This window comes from Verrucosispora sp. FIM060022, from assembly GCF_003977705.1.
Lineage (GTDB): Bacteria > Actinomycetota > Actinomycetes > Mycobacteriales > Micromonosporaceae > Micromonospora > Micromonospora gifhornensis.
Genome location: NZ_RQIV01000001.1, coordinates 462571 through 483098, shown reverse-complemented (window position 1 = coordinate 483098; position 20528 = coordinate 462571). Strand labels below are relative to the sequence as shown.

The window sequence follows — 20528 nt, the reverse complement described above, 5'->3', positions numbered from 1 at the left end:
GCGCGGACCACGAGCCTCGATGCTGCGTCCGGACAGAACCTACGAACCAGGCCGTGGCAGGTCATCAGACAGTTGTGGGAGGTGCGGGCCGCCCGGTGCTACGCCTGTCGCAGAGGTGGCCGCAATGTCGGGTCGCGTCCGTTCCTGGCGATGTGATCGGGAGTACCGGCCGGCTTTACAGCCCCGCAACCGGGATGTCTCCGCTGGTTATCCGGTTACCAGCAGGATGGGTCGTGGTCCGGCCGCGCCAGCTGTGACACCGCCCGCCGGGGGGCGGAACGAGGCTGCGCGCAGACAACTCAAAGGGGGCGCGTATGTCAACGAACGCCGACGTGATCGACATCAACCCCGTACGCCCGCAGCGGGTGCTGATGTTGTCCTGGGAGTATCCGCCGGTCCTCGTCGGCGGCCTCGGTCGGCACGTGCACGCCCTGTCGGTGGCGTTGGCCGCCGCCGGCCACGAGGTCACCGTCGTCACCCGCCACGCCGACGGGGCACCGCTGTCCGAACGCCGCGACGGCGTACGCATCCTGCGGGCCGCCGAGGATCCGGTCACCTTCCCGCTGGCCACCGGATCGCTGCTGGCCTGGACGATGGCGTTCAACCACACGCTGACCCGGGCCGCGCTGCACGCCACCGACACCGCCGAGTTCGACGTCATCCACGCCCACGACTGGCTTGTCGCGCACACCGCCATCACGCTTGCCGAGCACCTGCACCTGCCGCTGGTGACCACGATGCACGCCACCGAGGCCGGCCGGCACCAGGGTTGGCTGCCCGAGGAGATGAACCGCACCATCCACGGCGTCGAGCACTGGCTCAGCAACGCCTCCACCCGCCTGATCGCCTGCTCCGGCTACATGCGTGACCAGGTCACCACCCTGTTCGAGGTGCCGGAGGAGAAGGTGGCGGTGGTGCCCAACGGCGTCGACGACCGGGCCTGGCGGGCCCGCCCCCGCGCGGTCGCCTCGGCCCGCGCCCGCTTCGCCGGCGACGGCCCGTTGATCGGGTACGCCGGCCGGCTGGTCTACGAGAAGGGCGTGCAGCACCTGGTGGACGCCGTGCCACAACTGCGGGACCGGCACCCGGGGCTGCGGGTGCTGATCGCCGGTGACGGGCCGTACCGGGGCGAGTTGGAGGAGCGGACCCGGCAGCTCGGGCTCGGCGGGACCGTACGCTTCGCCGGTTTTCTCGACAACACCCAGCTGCCGGCGGTCCTCGGCGCCACCGACGCGACGGTCGTACCGAGTCTCTACGAGCCGTTCGGGATGGTGGCCCTGGAGGCGGCGGCGGCCGGCGCCCCCCTGGCCGTGGCCCGTACCGGCGGCCTGGCCGAGATCGTCGAGCCCGGCGTCACCGGGGTGACCTTCCCGCACAGCGACCCACCGGCGCTGGCCGGCGCGGTCGGCCAACTCATCGGCGACGAGGTGTTCGCCCGCCGGGTAGCCCGCCAGGCCCGCAGCATGGTCGGCCGGCGGTACGGCTGGGCCACCATCGCCGCCCGCACCGCCCACAGCTACGCCGTCGCCCGCCGCGAACACGCCCCGGCGCGGGCCCGCCGTCCCGCCGTCGACCTGCCGGCCCCCCGCCGACCGATCACCATCCCGCACGGCAACCTGCTCGTCGGCACCGCCGCCTGCTGACTCCGTGCCCGCCGCTGCCTGCTGACTCCGTGCCCACCGCTGCCAGCAGTGGCTGGTGAGGCGGGTGCGGGGCACCAGTAGGCTCGCCTCGTGGAGTGGGAACGGCACAACGACGAGGACCGGCTGCGCGTCTCCGACCGGGAGCGCGAGGAGGTCGTGGAACTGCTCGGCAAGGCCACCACCGAGGGCCGGCTCACCCTTGACGAATACACCGAGCGGGTCGGTGCGGCCCACGCCGCACAGACCCGGGGTGAGCTGGCCCGGCTCACCACGGATCTGCCGGGAGCGCCCGGCCGCTCCCCCGCCCGGTCGGGCGGGGGACTCGCGCCGGCGTCGGAGAAGCTGCTGGCGGTCTTCGGCAGCGACGTACGCAAGGGCGCCTGGCCGGTGCCGGAACACATCGAGGCACGGGCCGTCTTCGGCGACTGCCGGATCGAGTTGCACGAGGCCCAGTTGCCCCGGCAGGTGACCACCGTCGACGCGAACGTGATCTTCGGCAGCATCACCATCGTGGTACCGGAGGGCACCGAGGTCCGGCTCACCGGCTCCGCGGTCTTCGGCGACAAGAAGTCCAAGATGAGTGGCCCGGTCACCCCCGGCGGTCCGGTCGTCGAGGTGCGCTGCCGCGTCGTCTTCGGTGACGTGACCGTCCGCCCGCCCCGCAAGCGCTGGTGGTGATCTGACGGCGACCGCCGGATAGTGCTCCGCCCGCACGACCCCGCCGTTTCGGCGAAACGGCGGGGTTCGACGCGGTGGGAACCCGCCGTTTCGGCGAAACGGAGTCGATCATCGCGTCAACCGGCTGCGCCGGCCGGCGCGACGGCATCGCGGGACAGGTACTGCGCGGCCCACTGCTCGAAGGAGGTGAGCGGGATGCCGAGGTCCCGGGCGAACTCCGGCCGGGCAGGCTGCCCGGCCACCTCCACGAAGCGGTGGGAAACCGCGCCGAAGGCCGGCATACCGGCCGCCAGCGCCTCCTCGTCGGTCATCCTCGGCGCGGTCAGCGGCACACCGAGTGCGCGCGACATGACGTCGGCGATCTCGGTCATCGTCCGGTAGTCGCTGGCCAACTCCAGCTCGACCTGGTGGAAGCGCGCCGGTGCCGCGACAGCCGCCGCGGCCGCCCGACCGATGTCGTCGACCGCGACCAGGGACAACCGGGTCTCGGGCCGCAGCACGGTCACCAGCCCGCCCTCGACGCCTCGGGGAAGCAGATAGGCCATCGAGGGCAGGAAGTTCTCCATGAACCACCCCGGCTTGATCAGCGTCCAGTGCGTGAATCCGGCCGTGCGTACCCGATCCTGGATCGCGGTCTTGGCGTCGTAGTAGGGCCGCAGGCCCGCCCACCGGCCTTCGCCCCAGCCGGGGGCCTCGACGTGCTGCCCGGCACCGGAGACCGACGTGTGCACGAACTGTGGCACACCTGCGGCACGTGCCGCCTCGATCAGGTTGACGGCCTGGGTCACCTCGCCGTCGAAGTCGAGGGACTCCCCCTTCAGCTGGGGCATCTGGACCGAGAAGACCGCGCGGGCTCCCGTCGCGGCCGCGATCAGGGAGTCACGGTCGTTGAGGTCACCGGTCCGCAGATCCGCGCCGAGCGCGGCGACGGCGCGTGCCCGGTCGGTCTCCGGGTCACGGACCAGCGCCCGGACGGGTACGCCCGCTGTGCGCAACGCGCGGACTGTCGCGCCGCCCTGTCGCCCGGTGGCGCCGACGACCAGAACGGGTGCGGGATCGTTGGACATGAGAACCTCCACTAAACGGCGTGGCCCGCCGTTTTCACTTCGGTAAGATACGGCGGACCCCGCCACTTAGCAACCTCCGAGGTGAGAGACCATGACCGCTGCGCAGCGCGCCGACGCGCGGCGCAACTACGCACGCCTGCTCGCCGTCGCGGTGGAGGAGGTTGCCGCACACGGCGCTGACGCGTCCCTGGAGCAGATCGCCCGCGTCGCCGGCGTGGGCTCCGGCACCGTGCGGCGGCACTTCCCGAGCCGTCACGCACTGCTGGCGGCGGTCTTCCGCGAGCGCGTCGAGGCCCTCGCGGCGCACGCCGCCGACCGGACCGAACGAGCCGACCCACGTGCCGCGCTGCTGGAGTGGCTCCAGGCAGTCATCGCCTCCGCCACCACCATCAGCGGGTTGGCCGAGGCCCTGAATCGTGACCGGGTGGCCGGCCCCGACGACACCCACGTCTACTGCGCCTGCGCGCAGCTCACCGCCGCAGGCGAGCCACTGGTACGGCGCGCCTCCGCCGACGGTGCCCTCGCAACCGGCGTGACGATCGACGACCTGCTCACGCTGATCACCGGCATCGCCCTGGCCACCACCCACCACCCCGACCCCGCCGCCGCGGCCGCCCGCCTGCTCGACCTGGCCATCACCGGCATCAGCCCGGCGCGATGACGTCGCGCCGGCACGCCGTCCGCTGATCGGTTCCGACTGCGACCTTTCCCGACACTGTCCGGTGCCTGATCACCTGCCACGCTGACCGACCTGCCGTGAATCACCCGGGTTGACGGCAAGCTTGCGGGGGTCGAGGTCGACGGTGACGGGTAGGTGGTCGCTGGCGGCGCGGGTGGTGGGGTTGTCGACGACCGTGAGCGACCTGACCGCCCGGAGAACCGGCTGGGTGGCGTGGATGGTGTCGACGCGCCGGGCGATGCCCCGAACGCCGTAGGGGCAGGTGGGCCAGTGCCCGGTGGTGGCCTTCCAGGGGCTGCGGGTGGCGGCGGCGACGTCGTGGAGACCGCCGGCTTCCCAGACCTGTGCGGGTCGGCGGTCGGCGCGGTGCCGTTGGCTGGGGTGGGTCGGTTCGTGGCACTGGTGGACGAGGTCGGGCCACCAGGGTCGGCCGGTGTAGGGGTCGGGGTCGTAGTCGGCGCCGTTGGCGCGGGCAGCGCCGATCGAGTTGAAGTCGGAGCCGATCAGCGCCAGTTCGTGCGGGCGGGTGAGGGCGGCGAGGACCGCTTCGGCCTGGTCGATGCGGCGGTGCCGGCCGTAGGCGGGGGCGTGGTAGGAGGCGAACGTGATCGGCTGGCCGTCGATCTGGAAGGCGAGCCGGACCATGGAGCCGTAGCCGATGCCGCGCCACCCGCCGTCGTAGTGGACGGCGGGGCTGTAGGTCCGGAAGGTGTGCGGCAGCGGCGTGAGGCCGGGCCGCCAGAGCAGTGCCGTGTGCGCGGTGTGGTCGCCGACGGCGACGGCGTGGATCGCGCGGGCGCTCCCGTTGGTGACGACGGTGCTGGTCAGACCGGTGCGCTCGGCCAAATCGGCGGCGAGGCGGGCGGCGCTGGCAGGTGGGCTCTTGAGTTCCTGCACGGCGACGACGTCCGGTTCGAGGCTGCGGATGATGTCGATGACCCGCCGCTGCCGGTTGGCCTCCCGGAGGTTGTCGGCGGTCAGGGTCAGGTCGTGCAGGTTGTAGGTGACGAAACGCATTCGGGTGACCTCGCGGATGTCAGTGGTCGGCATGCCGTGGAGTGCAGCCGATGAGTCGGGGCGACGAGCAGGACGTTGCCGAGGGCGGCGGTCACAGGGAGCGCCGGTGTGGCCGGGTGCGCGGGAACGGGCTCCGGCCGCCGCCGGTGGGTGCGCCGCGCCACATCCGCCAGATGACGGGCCCGTCCGTGGGAAGCACGATGGTGGGGCCGGCGTGGTAGCCGAGGCGGAGGTAGAGCCGCCGGTTGCGCATGTTGCTGGCTTCCAGGTACGCCGGCAGGCCGAGCTGGTCGAGACGACGGTGCTGGTCGGCGAGGAGCGCGGCACCGATGCCCTGGTTCTGCCGGGTCGGGTCGACGGCGAGGTAGGCGAGGTAGTGGTGCGGCTCGTCGGGGTGGAAGGCGTCGAACATCTCCTCCAGCAGCACGAACTTCGGGGCGTACGGGCCCGCGATGTGTTCCAACGTGGCCAGCCGGCTGTGGGTGTCGACCGGGGTGGGTTCGAGGTGCGGATACCAGATCGCGACGGCTTTCTGGTCGCCTGTGGTGTAGACCTGCCCGTGCTCCAGGCCGTGATAGACGGCGTCCTTGAAGTACCTGTAGTAGACGGTCCGCCGGTCGGCCGGGTCGGGAATGAGCCAGTCGGCGAGGGGGCCTTCGTGGAACGCCTCGGCGAGGACGCCGATCAGCGGCCCGGCATCGGCGGCGGTGGCGGGGCGGACGAGCAGGTCGTGATTGCTGACGGTCACGGCAGCTCCCTGGTCAGGCGGGTTGGCGGACGGTGTCGGGGGCGAGCCGGGGGCCGGTGTCACGGTCCGCGCCCAGGCCGACTGCGGCGTACACGTCGGGGTTTGTGGTGCGCAGGACCAGCGCCCATGCGATGCCGAGCAGCGCGACGGCGGCGTACGCGGCGGGGAACGTCCAGCGCAGCGGCGAGTCCGGCGCGACGCCGAGCAGCGTGGCGAACTCCCGCAGCGTCACGGTGAGGATCCCGCCCAGCGCGACAGTGGCCAGGCCCGGTGCGATAAGTGAGCGCCATGGTCCTTCGGTGTGCGTGCTGCGGGCGAAGAAACCGATCACGGCGGCGGAGGTGACCGTCATCAGGATCAGCACCCCGAGCCCACCGGTGACGGTGACCCAGAAGAACAGGTGCACGATCGGATCGGCCCCGGCCACGGCATAGCCGACCAGCACGGCGAAGGCGAGCCCACTCTGGACGAGGGAACCGACTTTCGGGGCGCCGGTACGCCGGCTGGTGCGACCGAACGCGGCGGGCAGCACCCGTTCCCGGCCGAGCGCGAACAGGTACCGGGCCACGGTGTGGTGGAAGCTGAGCAGCGCGGCGAACAGCGACGTGATGAACAGGACCCGGGCGACGGTGACGATGCTGTCGGCCAGGTACGGCGACACCAGGTTGAAGATCAGGTCGGTGCCGTCGGCGCGGGCCGCCGCCACGATGCGGTCCGGGCCGGTGGCCACCGACATCGCCCAGGCGGAGAGCCCGTACAGCAGGCCGGTGACGGCGACCGCGATGTAGGTGGCGCGGGCGATGGTGCGCCGTGGGTCCTTCGTCTCCTCGCTGAACACGACGGTGCCTTCGAAACCGACGAACCCGGTGATCGCGGTGACCAGGGCCGCGCCGATACCGGCGGCGAAGACGTGCGAGGGGGCGAGGGTGTCGAGGCTGACCGTCCCGTCGGCCGGGTGGGTGACCATGATGGCGTCGAAGGTCAGGGCGACGACGCATTCGGCGACGAGGACGACGGCGAGGACCCGGCCGTTGAGGTCGATCCGGGCGACGCCGAGCACCGCGACGACCGCCCACACCGCGAGGGCGCAGCTCCACCAGGTCAGGCCGATGCCGTACCGGTCGTTGAGGAACTGGGCGGTGACGGCGCCGGCCCCACCGTAGAGCCCGATCTGCATGGCGTTGTAGGCGAGCAGCGCGACCATGGCAGCGCCGACGCCGGCCGGGCGACCGAGCCCTCGGGTGACGTAGGTGTAGAAGGCGCCCGCGTTGACGATCCGGCGGGACATGGCCACGTAGCCGACCGCGAACAACGCGAGCACGGCCGCCACCAGCAGATAGGACACCGGGATGCCGGTGACCCCGGTGACGGCGTACCCGGTGGTCGCGCCGCCCGCGACGACGGTGAGCGGTGCGGCGGCGGCGATCACGAAGAACACCACCGACGGGATACCGAGCCGCCCGCGCGCGAGGACGGCGGAGACGGTGTCGGGTTTCGAGTGGGACATGGGTTCTCTCTCGACGAGAAGGGATGAATGCAGGACGGTCAGGTGGTGCGGTGGCTCAGTACGGCGCTGCCGACGACGGCACCGAGGTCGGCCAGCAGGTCCCGCAGCGGTGGCGGGGCCTGCTCGACCTGCTGGCGCAGGAACGCACGCACGGCGAGGGATGTGCCGTCGAGCAGGATCGGATCGAGCTGGGTGTGCATCGCCAGACCGGCGAGAGCAACATCGAAGGCGTTCAGGCGTTGGTGGTTGCGCAGCTGGAAGGAGAGCCGGGCCCACGACCAGGCGGCCGTGTTCATGTCCGCCGGCACGTAGACGGTGCGCTGTCGCCACAGCCGACCGACCTGCTGCTGGCGGAGCAGCCCCAACTGCCACATCCGGGTGGCCACCTGCTGGTAGGCGGCCGTGGCGAAATAGGCCAACCAGGTACGGGTCTCGGTGTGACGCGGCTCCGCCACCAGGCGATCGAGGACCAGGTGTTGCAGCCAGTCCTTCGGCGGGACAGTGTTGATCACCCGCAGGCGCCGGCCCTCGAAGGTGACCCGGCCCTCGCCGTACAGCTCGGCGAGCAGCGCGGCGGCCAGGCCGTACGCTGTCGCCGACTCGAACAGCCGCGACCGGCCGGTCTGGTCGTCGTGCGCCAGGTAGAAGAACTCGTCGGCGAGACGTACGGTGCTCGGCATCGCGGCGCTGCCGACGGCGCGCACCGGCCGGGCCGGCTCGACCGGCGTCGGATGCTCGCGCAGGTGTGGGGCATGGTGGTCGCCGTGGGGTGTGCTGTTCACCGCGGCTGGCCTTCCTCGGTCGAATCGTCGATGGGAAACCCGAGCTGCCGAAGGAGCTTTCGGCCGCCGGGATGGCGACCGAGTTCCTCGATCGCCCAGGTGTGCTGCCCGCACCCGTCGCCCTGACAGTGGAAGCAGGTGCGCTCGTTGCGGTGCTGGAGCACGGTGTTTCGCGCGGACTCGAAGCGATCCACATCCCGGTCGCTCTCGTCTGTGCCGGTCACCTCGCCCGCCTCTGGTCATGCAGCGCAGCGACCTTGACCCGCACCTCCATGCAGGGCGGATGCCGGTCGACGTGCGGGTAGTCGCACTCCGGCCGGTGACCGAGCACCCACACCCACTCGTCCGCCCGATTCGGTAGGTCACGGACGCAGACGACGGTGACGGCCACGGGGGTGCCGGGGGTCAGGTCGCGGCCGTACGACCAGTCACCCGGATCGAGCCGCAGCAGCGTCCCCGCCGCGACCTCAGGCACCGCCCGCCCCATGCTCCACCTCCTGCCGTCCGCTCTGGTCGGATTGCCTGCCCTGGTCGCCGCCCCCGCCGTTTCGGGGTTGATCAAGAGGTTTTGGCCTTCGGGGGTGCCCCTCGGCAACCAAAACCTCTTGATCACTCGGGCGGGTGGAAGCCGAGACGCGGCGGGTGGGGTGGAGGCCGAACGGGGGGAACGGGTGGTCGGCGTTGGCCGGTACGAACCACTTGATGCGCACTGCCATCACCCTTCTGCGAGAGATGCGCGGCCGGGCCCCTCCCCGACACCGGCTGCGCACGTGACCGATTGGACGCAGCGTCCTGTTGCCCGACGAAGAGGCACGGATACTGCGCCGGCTTGTTCGTGGCCTCCGCGACGAGTCCCTTGCCAATAAGGGCGTCGGCACCAACGTGGAAGCGCATTGACCATGGCAACCGGTGCCGGTGATAGGGAACCCGCGCGACGGGTCAGGCTGTCCGGAGTAGTTCGGGCTGATCCTGACGACTAGCGCGACTAGTCGCCTTGACTAGTGCGGCGGCGAGCGGGGGTGGCCGAACGATGACTGTTCGTTATGCTGCTCTCACTTCCCTCCGTCGATGGGGCTGTCGTGAACGTAGATCGTTTTTCGCAGATGACGTACCCCGACCACTCGTGGTGGGATGAACCGGCGATGCGAAGTGCCTTGGCGCGTCGAGATGTAGGCCAAATCTTCATGCTGTTGAACCGGCGTCACGGCATGACACAACGCCGCATTGCCGATCTTGCTGGATTCGCGGCGTCCGAGGTCTACGAAATAACGCGCGGCCGACAGGTGATGGCTTACGACGTCCTTGCGCGCATCGCGGAGGGCCTCCAGATTCCGCGCGGTTTGATGGGCCTCGGATACGGGACAGAATCGACTGAGCAGCATTGCCCCGAGCCACTGCCGTTGGGTGAGCCCGAGCAGCGAAGGCAGTTCATTGCTGCACTGGCCGGCTTCGCCGTTGGCGGCTCACCGAACGTCGAGGTTTGGCTCCCCAGGGTCGACGAGCAACCCGTTTCAGTGCCGGAGGTCGTGAGCCCGGAGGCCATAGCCACCGTGCGGGACATTACTCAACGTCATCGAGAGTTGGATGCCACATACGGCGGTGGCTCCTGTCGCGATTCAGCATTGGGCTACCTGGTGTGGGCGCGCTGTCTCACCCGCAGCCGCTGCCAAACTCCCGAACTGTCTGCGGAGCTGCATGCCGAGTTGGCGGACTTGCACAATCTTGTTGGGTGGATGTCCCATGATCTGGGTGAACATATGGAGGCACGCCGCCACCTAGCGCAAGGCCTCGTCTATGCCCACCAGGCGGGTGATTCAACACTGATGGCGGACGCCTACTATCGGCTCGGTCGAGTCAGCATCCACCAAGGCGACCCCGCTGAAGCCTTGCACCTTTTCCAGCTCGGTCAGATCGTTGCCACGAACTCGAACTGTCTGACCTCGGTGGCGATCCTGCACGCGAACATCGCCTGGGCACATGCCCGAACGGGAAACGCGCCTGCGATGCGCGACTCACTTGCACGCGCTCGCGACGAAATCGGCAGAGCCGACACGGCGCAAGCACCCCAATGGACTCGGTTCTTCTGCGAGCCAGCCGACTTGGAGGGTATGTCAGGGGTTGTCCACTCGGCCTTGGCTCGCTACTCCCAATACCGCGAGCAACATGCCGCCCTCGCGCTGACGCATGCAGGCCGGGCGTTGGAGCGGCGAACCGAGACGTCGCGCAGTGGCGCGTTTGACCACGTGACGATGGCGTTGGGGTACGCGCATCTCGGAGAACAAGACAAGGTTGCGCCCCACGTCCAAGCAGTCCTGGATGCTGCGCGACATGTGCGGTCCCGTCGGCTACTCGATCGGCTCAGCGATGTCGCGGATGTCATCGAAGCGCGTCGCGACAAGCAGTTGTCGGAGGTGGTGACAGCCATCCGGGCGCGGGTGGCTGCGTGACCTAACCTGGCGGGTATGGCGACCACCCTGACCGCTGAGGCTGCCGACGAGATTCAGCGGGGACTCGACGCCGTCCGCCAGCAGGCCGGACTCGCCTCGGGCGAGGCGCACCTCATGCGATACACGATCAACGCGGTCTACAGGATCGGCGACAGAGTGCTGCGACTCTCGCATGGCCAGGTGGCACAGGAGCGGGCACGGCGCGTCGTCCGAGCGATGGCGCTACTCACGGAGCACGAGGTGCCGGCGGTCGAGCTGGATACCAGCCTCGCGCAACCGGTGGTGGTGGATGAGTGGGTGGCCACAATCTGGCACTACCTCCCGCATCCGGCAGGCCGCCCCGATCCCGTCGAACTGGCCGAACCGCTGGCGAGGCTGCACGCCATCGCCGAGGTGCCGTCGTTCCTGCCGCGTTGGTCACCAGTTGCCACGGCTCGACGCCGGCTGACCGGGCTAGCCAGCCTTCCCGCTGACGACCTCCTGTTCACACAACAGTGGGCACTCAGAGAAGTCGGGTTAACTCTCGACGACCTCGTGGCACGACTCCACGAGCGCTGTAAGGACTTGGAGCCCCAGGTCGCGGCTGCCACGTGGGAACTGCCGACCGGTGTCGTGCACGGCGACGCTCACGTAGGCAACGTCCTTTCGGGTCGTTTGTGTGACTTCGATTCGCTGTCGATCGGGCCACGCGAGTGGGACCTCGTCCCACTGGTGCACAGCGTCACCCGCTTCGGTGACCCCAAAGAGCCGTATGAGAGGTTCGCCGAGGTCTACGGCTTCGACCTCGCAACGTCGCCGTCCTGGCCACTCCTACGGGAGGTGCGCGAACTCCAACTCGTCACCAGCGTGATGGACAAGCTTCCCGGCAGGCCCGAAGTCGCGCAAACGCTGGGCCATCGGCTACGTACCTATCTGACGGGCGACAATTCCGCAGTGTGGCAACGCTACCGATAGTGACCCGGCGAGCCCTGCTCCTCGGCCTGCCCGACCACGTCTGGATCAACGAGCTCTAGGCTTACGGCGGTCGGCGGGTCAGGACGCCGCGCTATGCAGTCTTTAGGCCACAGCGCGCGACGTACGTTCCCGCCCGTGCCCGGCACCTCGGAACCGCTGGAACCTCCGCTGGTCTACGCCGACAGCCTCACCGGTGCGCTCTACCTCGACAAGGCAACCGAGGTAGCAGCGTACAAACTCGCGTGGGGACGACGTGACCTCACGAGCACTCGACGAGAAGTCGTCGAGGACGTTGATAACCGCAACAATGGAGGCATTCACCCGTGGCTGACACTACTGTCCAGTGGCGCAAAAGCAGCCGCAGCGGCAACCAGGGAGCCTGCGTCGAAGTCGCCGACGCGCTGCCCGGTGGCGGCGTGGGCGTCCGCGACAGCAAGAACCCCAACGGCCCCGTACTGACCTTCTCCCCCACCTCCTGGACCATCTTCACCACCAGCCTGCGCGCCCCCACCCCGTAACCCGCAGCCCCATCCCTGAGCTGGTGGTGGCCGCTGGGTCAGCGGCCACCACCAGCACTTATCTCCGATTGATTTCCAGCACGGAACCTCGTCGGTTCAGCATTGGCGGACACCGGGTCGTGGGACCGGGGACGGCGCCCTGGCCTAGGGAGGTTCCGAACTGGGAGATGTAGATTAGGTGGGCAACGCGGACTGGCTGTGACCACAAGTCGCATCGCCGGATCGCTATAACTGCTCATGAGTAGCTGCGCCCGGCCACTGCGTCGGGCGAGGATCGCAACAGCTCCGGCCGCGAAAACAACGCAGCCTCACCACTGACACTGCGCCCGGCCACTGCGCCGGGCGAGGATCTGCGGGCAGGCAGCCTCAGGTAGGAGCAGGGGCCTCGTCGGTGTTTGTGCTCTGAGTTTCAGCTGGACCTGTGCGCCTTGTGGGGACCGTGGCGCCGGCGGAGCGGGTGGGCTGTGGAATTTTTCCGGTGCCGTCTGCCGCCCCACCGATCGCACCGAGTTTCAGCGCATGTTCACGGAATCCGGGTGGCGCTTCCTCCACCGCTGCGATGCGGGTTCCCCTCATCGACGAAATTTGCTCCCAGTTCAGGAGGTCCGCGAGGTTCGCACGTTCGAGGTTCGCTCCGTCGAGAACCGCTTCGGCAAGATTTGCGCGTCGCAGGCGAGCACCTGTGAGGTTCGCATTCGAGAGGTCGCTGCGGAAAAAATCCGTTTCCTCAAGCGTCGCCCCAGCCAGCTGTGCGTGACGTAACGTGGCTCCCGCTAAGTATGCACCAATAAAGTCCGCGCCATCTTCGACAACAAGATCGTCCATCACCGCATCGGTGAAATGGGTTGCACGATAGGTTCCCCCGGATATTCGCGCACCTTTCATACTGGCATGATCAAGGAACGCTCCATCGAACGTCACCCTACTGAAGACAGCGCCGTTGAGAAACGCTCCACTAAGGGCTGCTTGGGATAGGTCGCAGTCGCGTATGCTACCATCGGTCAGCCAACCCTGCGCACTAATCTCTTTCGCCGCACGAAGTGCGAACCCTTTGTCACTTGAGCCCATTTCGCGGATCAACTGCTGCTTCTGGTATTCGGCTTCTCGTCGGGCGTACAGGCGGTCCACGAGGAGCACCGTGAGCGAGATGCTCAGCAGGGTCGTAGCTGTGTTCGCGTAGAAGTCCCGGATGAACTGACTGCCGGACCAGTCCGCCGGATACCAGTAGGCGAAGATGATTACGACTCCGACTACGCCGATTACCTTGGCCATACGTTCGACAGACATCAGATGCCCTGATGAGTGGCTGGGCCGTCGGCCTCGATGTTGAGCTTGAAGACAATGCTGGCGTCAGCAGTTCCCCTGGAGATTACGAACCCTGCCTCTGCATCTAGCTTTAGGCCAAACTCGATGCTTCCTGCTCGCACACCACTGATGGCAAGCCCGCGCCGCGCCTCGCGAACGACACCTTCCACAGCGCGGCCCATATCTGTCTCGGATCGTATTGGCCTGCCGTGACGGCCGAAGGACTTAGCGCTGACTTTGTCGTCGCCTTCGTAGAGCATTCCGTCGTCTGCGCGGAGAATTTCTCCCACATCAAGCCTTTCGATTCCGTCCTGTGGACGCCAGTATCGACGACATGTTCATACCAGAGGTCCAATGCAGCGGGGTATCGACGTTCGTCTGCCGCCCACGGGACGTCCAGGCATTTGCATGTTCGCGATTACCGGACGACGTGAACGAGAGCCGGCGTTGGTCGGGATCCAACGACGTGCGATCCGCTCGTCGGCACAACCAAGCAGTCGACCGACCACGGCGCCTGCCACCCACGTGACGCCAGGTTGACAGCATGTGCTTGCACTCGATCTTGGGTCAACCGCTCGTGGAGATGGCCAGGTTCATGGTCTCTCCGGTCAGGCTGTGTCGCGAGCTATCTCGTCGGCGTGGGGTGACTTGGGTGATTCCAGTTTGGGGTGCTGGTTGGCAGGCTGAGTACGGCCATGTCCAGCAGACATGGGCTTCGCTGCGGGCCCTGCTGTCCAGAGCGCGAGGATGTGTGGGTGACAGGACCAGACGAGGAGACGCAGGGCGAGGTTGGCTGGTTCTGCGTACGCTGCGTCTTTCGCTCGGGTGGCGACTCGGCGAGTCGGATGTACGAGGAGCGGCTGACGTTGTGGCGCGCCGAGGGATTCGACGAGGCGATTTCCTTGGCGGAGGGCGAGGCGCTCGGTTATGCGGCGGAGCAGCCCGGCATGAAATTTGTGGGACTTGCTCAGGCATACCGGCTGTTTGAGGAGCCGGGGCATGGGGCTGAGGTCTTCTCGTTGGTTCGGGTCAGCGAACTGGATCCGCCGGCCTACCTGACGAGGTTCTTCGACACCGGCGAGGAGAAGCAGGGCCACGTCGATTCCGGTGCCTGACCGGCCCGCGTGCAACCCCCGAGCAGCCGGAAGAACCGTGCGGTCTCCTCGGGTAGCGCCTGGGCGGCAGGCCGCGTCCCATGGCCGACACAGTGCCCTGGCGAGCCGGCTCTGACTGCCATACTCCCTGGTGGTCGGCCCGGTCTCCGGAAGACGCTCCGATCCTGTCCCTTGTGGACATAACAGTGATGCCCCTGCGGCGGTGCGGCGAACTACAGTGACGTAGTTTTGGCGCTCAAGATCCCTGGGGAGGGCAACCGAGATGATGGGACCGTCGCACGCGCTGTCCGGCGCGGCGGTATGGCTGAGCGGGTCCTGGGCGCTACAGCAGTTCTACGACTACGAGCAGTCTCCGTTGGCTCTCGCCGTGGGCACCGCCGTCTGTGCGGGTGGGGCGTTGCTGCCCGACCTTGATCTGTCCGGCAAGGTGACCCGTAACAAGGGCGGCGCGACGGTGGCCCGTACCTTCGGCGTCTTCTCGCTGTTCATCGCCGAGGTGGTGGAGAAGATCTCGCTGGGCGTCTACTACGCCACCAAGCTCAGCCGCGATCCGAAGCGCAACAACGGTCACCGGACGCTGACCCACACGATTCCGTTCACCGTGCTTGTCGGCTGGGGCACCACCACGTTGTGCGCGAGGTTCGGCAAGTGGGCGGTCGTCGGCATCCTGTTCTTCATGATCGGTCTGGCGCTGCGCGGGCTGTTCGACAAGTGGGCCGAGCGGGCGGGCTGGCTCATCGTCACCCTGATCTCGGCCGGCGGGGCCGTGGTCACCGCCGCCAACCTGCCCGGTGATCGGGGGTACCCGATGATCGGCCTGGCGGTCGGGGTGGGCTCCTTCGTGCACATCATCGGCGACATGATCACCAGAGCCGGGGTGCCGATCCTCTGGCCGATTCCGATCAAACGCCGGATGTGGACGCCGATCAGCCTGCCCAACAAGATCGCTCTGCGGGCCGGCGGGCGCACCGAGATGGCCATCGTCCGCCCCGCACTGACCGTCATCTCGGTCCTGGCCTCCGTCGGATTGCTCGCGCCCTCCCTGCTGGACAAGTTCAACATCGACGGCTGAGCAGGCCCGGACGGCACCCGCGCGCTGGTCAAGGCCCTCGCCGAGCGCGGCCTTTCATTCGTGGTTGCCTATTGACGGGGACGGGATTCGTCACATACGTTCGTCGAAACGCTTCGACTAACCGCTTCGACGGCGTACGCACGGCGGCCGGCTCACCACGGGGAGGTGCCGCGATGGCGACCATGCAGGACGTGGCGCGCCTGGCCCAGGTGTCGGTCAGCACGGTGTCGTACGTGCTGACCGGTGCCCGCCCGATCTCCCAGGCCACCCGGGACAAGGTGCTGGCGGCCATGGCGGAGTTGGATTACCAGCCCAACGCCATGGCGCGGGGGCTGGCCAGTCGGCGCAGTCGGATCGTGGGTCTGCTGCTGCCGATGGACGAGCGGGGCTTGGGGGCCACCGAGACCGCCTTTGTCACCGGCGCGGCGGCCGGTGCCAGCGCGGCCGGCTACCACCTGGTGCTCGCGCCCATCGGTGTCGGCGACCGCGACGAGCTGCGGCGGCTGGCCAGCCAGCGCATGTTCGACGGTGCGCTGCTGATGGAGGTGCAACTGCGCGATCCACGGGTGGACGTGCTGCGTGAGCTGGACGTGCCGCTGGTGCTGATCGGCCGTACCGCCGACACCACCGGATTGTCGTACGTGGACATCGACTTCGATCGGACGGTGGCGGAGGCGGTCGGTCACCTGGTGGATCTCGGCCATCGGCGAATCGTCTACGTCAACCACTCCGCCGGCACCATCGCCGAGGGCTACGGCCCGGCGTTGCGTACCCGCGACGCGTTCGCCGCCGCGATGGCCGCGCACGGCCTGGAGCCGCTGATGATCCCCGCCGAGGACAGTGCCGCCGGCGGGCGTACCGCCCTGGCCACCGCGCTGCGGCAGGCACCCGATCTGACGGCGATCCTCGCGATGAACGAGAGCGCCGTCTTCGGGCTGCTCGGCGAGCTGCACCGTCGGGGACTGCGGGTGCCGGACGACGTGTCGGTGATCTCGATGGTGACCTCGCCGCAGGTCGCCGAGCTGGCCACCCCGGCGCTGACCGCGATGAACTCGCCCGGTACGGCGCTGGGCCGCATCGCCATCGAGACGCTGTTGCGGCACGTCGACGGCGGTCACCGCGAGATTCACCAGCAACTGCTGCCCTGCGCGCTCCAGGTCCGCGGATCCAGCGGCCCACCGCGTACGGCAGGCACGGCGTACCCGGGCGCCGGTGGCCGCCAGCGGCCAGGCCCGGGCAGCAGGGCAGCTCGCCGCAGCGCTGCCACCGCACGGCGGCCCTGACGAAGGAACGGGCTCGACACACATCAGGCAGGAGCCGACAAGTGAAGTTCACCGACGGGTACTGGCAACTGCGTCCCGGCGTCACGGTGCTGCGACCCGGCGCGGTGGAATCGGTGGAGCCCGACGAACGCTCGTTCACCGTCTTCGCGCCCATCGGCCGGATCACCGGGCGGGGCGACACCCTCAACCGTCCGGTGGTCACCGTACGCTTCTTCTCCCCCGCGCCCGGGGTGGTCGGGGTGACCGTCGGGCACCACAGCGGTGGGCTGCCCAAGCAGCCCCGCTTCGTTCTCGCCGAGGACACGGATCATCCGGTGCAGGTCGAGGTGACCGGGCTCAGCGCCCGGTTGACCACCGGTGAGTTGACCGTCCGGGTGGCGCTGACCGGGCCGTGGCAGGTCGACTTCCTGCGCGGCGACCGGCTGGTCACCTCCTCCACCGAGCGCAGCATCGGCGTGGTCACCGACGCCGACGGTCAGAAGTACGTGCACGACCGGCTGGCGCTCGGCGTCGGCGAGACGATCTACGGGCTGGGCGAGCGCTTCGGGGCGTACGTCAAGAACGGTCAGACGGTGGAAATTTGGAACGCCGACGGGGGTACGGCCAGCGAGCAGGCGTACAAGAATGTGCCGTTCTATCTCAGCAGCGCCGGCTACGGGGTGTTCGTGGACCATCCGGAGCACGTGTCGTTCGAGGTGGGTTCCGAGGTGGTGTCGCAGACCCAGTTCAGTGTGCCGGGGCAGTCGTTGACCTATCACGTGATCGACGGTCCCAGCCCGAAGGAGGTGCTGCGTCGCTACACCGCGCTGACCGGTCGCCCGGCCCGGGTGCCCGCCTGGTCGTACGGGCTGTGGCTGTCCACCTCGTTCACCACGTCGTACGACGAGAAGACAGTCACCGAGTTCATCGACGGGATGGCCGAGCGGGACCTGCCGTTGTCGGTGTTCCACTTCGACTGCTTCTGGATGCGGCAGTTCCACTGGGTCGACTTCATCTGGGACCCGGCCACGTTCCCCGACCCGGAGGGGATGCTGCGTCGGCTGCACGAGCGTGGCCTGAAGGTGTGCGTCTGGATCAACCCGTACATCGCCCAGCGGTCGTACCTGTTCGAGGAGGGACGGCAGGCCGGCTACCTGGTGCGTAACCCGGACGGGTCGATCTGGCAGTGGGACAAGTGGCAGGCCGGGATGGCGCTCGTCGACTTCACCAACCCCGACGCCGCCCGGTGGTACGCCGACAAGCTCAAGGTCCTGCTCGACATGGGTGTCGACTGCTTCAAGACCGACTTCGGCGAGCGCATCCCGACCGACGTGCTCTGGCACGACGGCGCCGACCCGCAGCGAATGCACAACTACTACTCCTACCTGTACAACAAGACCGTCTTCGAGCTGCTTGAGGCCGAACGCGGGACGGGTGAGGCGGTGGTGTTCGCCCGTTCGGCGACCGCCGGTGGGCAGCAGTTCCCGGTGCACTGGGGCGGCGACTGCGAGTCCACATTCGTGGCGATGGCCGAGTCGCTGCGCGGTGGGCTGTCCCTGGCCGCCTCCGGCTTCGGCTACTGGAGCCACGACATCGGCGGGTTCGAGGGCACCCCCGATCCGGCGGTGTTCAAGCGGTGGATCGCCTTCGGGCTGCTCTCCTCGCACTCGCGGCTGCACGGCTCCGGCTCGTACCGGGTGCCGTGGGCGTACGACGACGAGGCGGTCGAGGTGCTGCGCCGGTTCACCCGGCTCAAGTTGAGCCTGATGCCGTACCTGGCGGCGGCGGCCGACGAGGCGCACCGCGAGGGGATACCGGTGATGCGGCCGATGATCCTGGAGTTCCCGGACGACCCGACCACCGCCTACCTGGACCGGCAGTACATGCTCGGCCCGGACCTGCTTGTCGCCCCGGTGATGAGCCCCGACGGGCAGGTCACCTACTACGTACCGGCGGGCACCTGGACGAACCTGATGACCGGGGCGCAGGTCACCGGTCCGGGCTGGGTGAACGAGAAGCACGGCTTCGACACCGTGCCGGTGCTGGCCCGGCCCGGCGCGGTCATCCCGTTCGGCTCGGTCACCGACCGACCCGACTACCCGTGGGCCGACGGCGTCCAGCTGCGGCTGTACGCCCCGGCGCAGGGGCAACGCACCCGGGTCCGGATCCCGTCGCCCGACGGCGGTCCGGGCACCGAGTTCGAGGTGCGCTACCAGGACGGGACGGCCACCGCCGAGGTGGTGGCGGGGGTCTCGTCCGGATACGGCTGCGAGGTAACGGAGGTGGCAACGTGAGCGAAGTGGTGTTCCCCCCGGGTTTCGTCTGGGGTACGGCCACGGCGGCGTACCAGATCGAGGGGGCGGCGAAGGAGGGTGGCCGGGGACCGTCGATCTGGGACACCTACAGCCACACTCCGGGACGCACCCTCAACGGGGACACCGGCGACGTGGCGGCCGACCACTACCACCGGTGGGCCGACGACCTCGACCAGTTGGCCGCGCTCGGCGTCGGGGCGTACCGGTTCTCGATCGCCTGGCCACGGGTGCAGCCCGGTGGCTCCGGGCCGGTCAACCAGGCCGGGGTGGACTTCTACTCCCGGCTGGTGGATCGGCTGCTGGAGCTGGGCATCCGGCCGGTGGCCACGCTGTACCACTGGGACCTGCCGCAGGAGTTGGAGGACGCCGGGGGTTGGCCGGCGCGGGACACCGCGGCACGCTTCGCGGACTACGCCACCGCGATCGTCGGGGCGCTCGGCGACCGGGTGCACACCTGGACCACGTTCAACGAGCCGTGGTGCTCGGCGTACCTCGGGTACGCCTCCGGGGTGCACGCGCCGGGGCGCACCGAGCCGGCTGCGGCGCTTGCCGCCGTACACCATCTGAACCTGGCGCACGGGCTGGCCGGGCGGGTGATCCGGGAGCTGGCGTCCGCCGCGCAGCTGTCGGTGACGTTGAATCTGCACGTGATCCGGCCGGCTTCGGATTCGGCCGCCGACGCCGACGCGGTACGCCGCATCGACGCGCTTGCCAACCGGGCGTTCCTCGGCCCGATGCTGGACGGGGCGTACCCGGCCGACCTGCTTGCCGACACCGCCGGGGTCACCGACTGGTCGTTCGTCCGCGACGGCGACGAGCGGATCGCGGCGGTGCCGTTGGACGTGCTCGGCGTCAACTACTACTCGACCACCCTGGTGCGCGCCTGGGACGGGGTGTCGACCAAGTCGGACTCCGACGGGCACGGCCGTTCGGCGCACTCGGCGTGGGTCGGCTCGGAGCAGGTGGAGTTCCTGCCGCAGCCCGGCCCGCACACCGCGATGGGCTGGAACATCGAACCGGCCGGGTTGACCGAACTGCTGCTGCGGCTGCACCGCGAGTATCCCGACCTGCCGCTGATGATCACCGAGAACGGTGCCGCCTTCCCCGATGAGGTCTCCCCCGACGGTGCCGTCCACGACGACCGCCGGGTCGACTACCTACGCCGCCACATCGCCGCCACCCACGACGCGATGACGGCGGGTGCCGACGTGCGCGGCTACTTCGTCTGGTCCCTGCTGGACAACTTCGAGTGGGCGTACGGCTACGACCGCCGCTTCGGCATCATCCACGTCGATTACGACACCCAGCAACGCACCTGGAAAGACTCCGCCCACTGGTACCGCACCCTCACCACCACCAACACCCTCCCCTAACCCCCTCCCTCACCACCCCCACGCGAGCCACCCGCACGCGAGGCGC

At 68.8% G+C, this 20528-nt stretch carries 20 protein-coding genes; 11 read left to right on the top strand and 9 right to left on the bottom strand.

The window, feature by feature from the left end:
- The first annotated feature begins 314 nt into the window (after positions 1-314).
- Positions 315-1643, top strand: a complete 1329-nt coding sequence (locus EG812_RS02165; RefSeq protein WP_199743790.1) for a glycosyltransferase family 4 protein — start codon at positions 315-317, stop codon at positions 1641-1643.
- Between the two features lie 90 nt (positions 1644-1733).
- Positions 1734-2321 (top strand): DUF1707 SHOCT-like domain-containing protein, encoded by a 588-nt coding sequence (locus tag EG812_RS02160; RefSeq protein WP_126710580.1) that lies wholly within the window; start codon positions 1734-1736, stop codon positions 2319-2321.
- Between the two features lie 116 nt (positions 2322-2437).
- Here EG812_RS02160 and EG812_RS02155 read toward each other — a convergent pair whose 3' ends face one another.
- Complete coding sequence (locus EG812_RS02155; RefSeq protein WP_126710579.1) at positions 2438-3388, bottom strand: NmrA family NAD(P)-binding protein; 951 nt, start codon at positions 3386-3388, stop codon at positions 2438-2440.
- Between the two features lie 91 nt (positions 3389-3479).
- Here EG812_RS02155 and EG812_RS02150 point away from each other — a divergent pair, with 91 nt between their 5' ends.
- A complete protein-coding gene (locus tag EG812_RS02150; protein WP_126710578.1) occupies positions 3480-4049 on the top strand; it encodes a TetR/AcrR family transcriptional regulator in 570 nt (189 codons plus the stop codon).
- Positions 4050-4118: 69 nt separating this feature from the next.
- Here the strand turns inward: EG812_RS02150 and EG812_RS02145 are convergent, their stop codons facing one another.
- From EG812_RS02145 to EG812_RS02120, 6 genes are read right to left on the bottom strand one after another with little or no spacing between them, the layout of a single operon-like run.
- Positions 4119-5117, bottom strand: coding sequence for an endonuclease/exonuclease/phosphatase family protein (locus EG812_RS02145; protein ID WP_126710577.1), 999 nt, complete (start codon positions 5115-5117; stop codon positions 4119-4121).
- A 58-nt stretch (positions 5118-5175) separates the two neighbouring features.
- Positions 5176-5832 carry a GNAT family N-acetyltransferase gene (locus EG812_RS02140; RefSeq protein WP_126710576.1) on the bottom strand — a complete coding sequence of 219 codons (657 nt, stop codon included), beginning with the start codon at positions 5830-5832 and terminating at the stop codon, positions 5176-5178.
- A 13-nt stretch (positions 5833-5845) separates the two neighbouring features.
- Positions 5846-7339, bottom strand: coding sequence for an APC family permease (locus EG812_RS02135; protein WP_126710575.1), 1494 nt, complete (start codon positions 7337-7339; stop codon positions 5846-5848).
- 38 nt (positions 7340-7377) lie between these two features.
- A complete protein-coding gene (locus EG812_RS02130) occupies positions 7378-8121 on the bottom strand; it encodes a GOLPH3/VPS74 family protein (RefSeq protein WP_126710574.1) in 744 nt (247 codons plus the stop codon).
- On the bottom strand, positions 8118-8345 hold the full coding sequence (locus EG812_RS02125; RefSeq protein WP_102660689.1) for a hypothetical protein: 228 nt from the start codon (positions 8343-8345) through the stop codon (positions 8118-8120). Before EG812_RS02125 ends, EG812_RS02130 begins: the two co-directional genes overlap by 4 nt.
- Positions 8342-8608, bottom strand: coding sequence for a hypothetical protein (locus EG812_RS02120; protein WP_102660688.1), 267 nt, complete (start codon positions 8606-8608; stop codon positions 8342-8344). The genes EG812_RS02125 and EG812_RS02120 overlap by 4 nt, the downstream gene beginning before the upstream one ends.
- Before the next feature lie 592 nt (positions 8609-9200).
- Here EG812_RS02120 and EG812_RS02115 point away from each other — a divergent pair.
- The 3 genes from EG812_RS02115 to EG812_RS02100 all read left to right on the top strand — a co-directional run bounded on the left by EG812_RS02115 (position 9201) and on the right by EG812_RS02100 (position 12040).
- Positions 9201-10568 (top strand): helix-turn-helix transcriptional regulator, encoded by a 1368-nt coding sequence (locus EG812_RS02115; RefSeq protein WP_158632476.1) that lies wholly within the window; start codon positions 9201-9203, stop codon positions 10566-10568.
- Positions 10569-10583: 15 nt separating this feature from the next.
- Positions 10584-11522, top strand: a complete 939-nt coding sequence (locus EG812_RS02110) for an aminoglycoside phosphotransferase family protein (RefSeq protein WP_102657654.1) — start codon at positions 10584-10586, stop codon at positions 11520-11522.
- Positions 11523-11845: 323 nt separating this feature from the next.
- Positions 11846-12040 (top strand): DUF397 domain-containing protein, encoded by a 195-nt coding sequence (locus EG812_RS02100; RefSeq protein WP_102657653.1) that lies wholly within the window; start codon positions 11846-11848, stop codon positions 12038-12040.
- Positions 12041-12406: 366 nt separating this feature from the next.
- Here the strand turns inward: EG812_RS02100 and EG812_RS02095 are convergent, their stop codons facing one another.
- Positions 12407-13327, bottom strand: a complete 921-nt coding sequence (locus tag EG812_RS02095; protein ID WP_102657652.1) for a pentapeptide repeat-containing protein — start codon at positions 13325-13327, stop codon at positions 12407-12409.
- On the bottom strand, positions 13327-13635 hold the full coding sequence (locus EG812_RS02090; protein WP_126710572.1) for a CU044_2847 family protein: 309 nt from the start codon (positions 13633-13635) through the stop codon (positions 13327-13329). The genes EG812_RS02095 and EG812_RS02090 overlap by 1 nt, the downstream gene beginning before the upstream one ends.
- Before the next feature lie 465 nt (positions 13636-14100).
- Here EG812_RS02090 and EG812_RS02085 point away from each other — a divergent pair, with 465 nt between their 5' ends.
- From EG812_RS02085 to EG812_RS02065, 5 genes are all read left to right on the top strand, one after another.
- Positions 14101-14460 (top strand): hypothetical protein, encoded by a 360-nt coding sequence (locus EG812_RS02085; protein ID WP_102657673.1) that lies wholly within the window; start codon positions 14101-14103, stop codon positions 14458-14460.
- Positions 14461-14722: 262 nt separating this feature from the next.
- Positions 14723-15532: a metal-dependent hydrolase gene (locus EG812_RS02080; protein ID WP_102657651.1), complete on the top strand. Its 810-nt coding sequence runs from the start codon at positions 14723-14725 to the stop codon at positions 15530-15532.
- Between the two features lie 173 nt (positions 15533-15705).
- Positions 15706-16815: a LacI family DNA-binding transcriptional regulator gene (locus tag EG812_RS02075; RefSeq protein ID WP_013734823.1), complete on the top strand. Its 1110-nt coding sequence runs from the start codon at positions 15706-15708 to the stop codon at positions 16813-16815.
- A gap of 41 nt (positions 16816-16856) precedes the next feature.
- Positions 16857-19088, top strand: a complete 2232-nt coding sequence (gene yicI, locus EG812_RS02070; RefSeq protein WP_126710571.1) for an alpha-xylosidase — start codon at positions 16857-16859, stop codon at positions 19086-19088.
- The gene (locus tag EG812_RS02065) at positions 19085-20482 is read left to right on the top strand and encodes a GH1 family beta-glucosidase (RefSeq protein WP_126710570.1); all 1398 of its coding nucleotides are present in this window, start codon (positions 19085-19087) and stop codon (positions 20480-20482) included. Before yicI ends, EG812_RS02065 begins: the two co-directional genes overlap by 4 nt.
- The last annotated feature ends 46 nt before the right edge of the window (positions 20483-20528 follow it).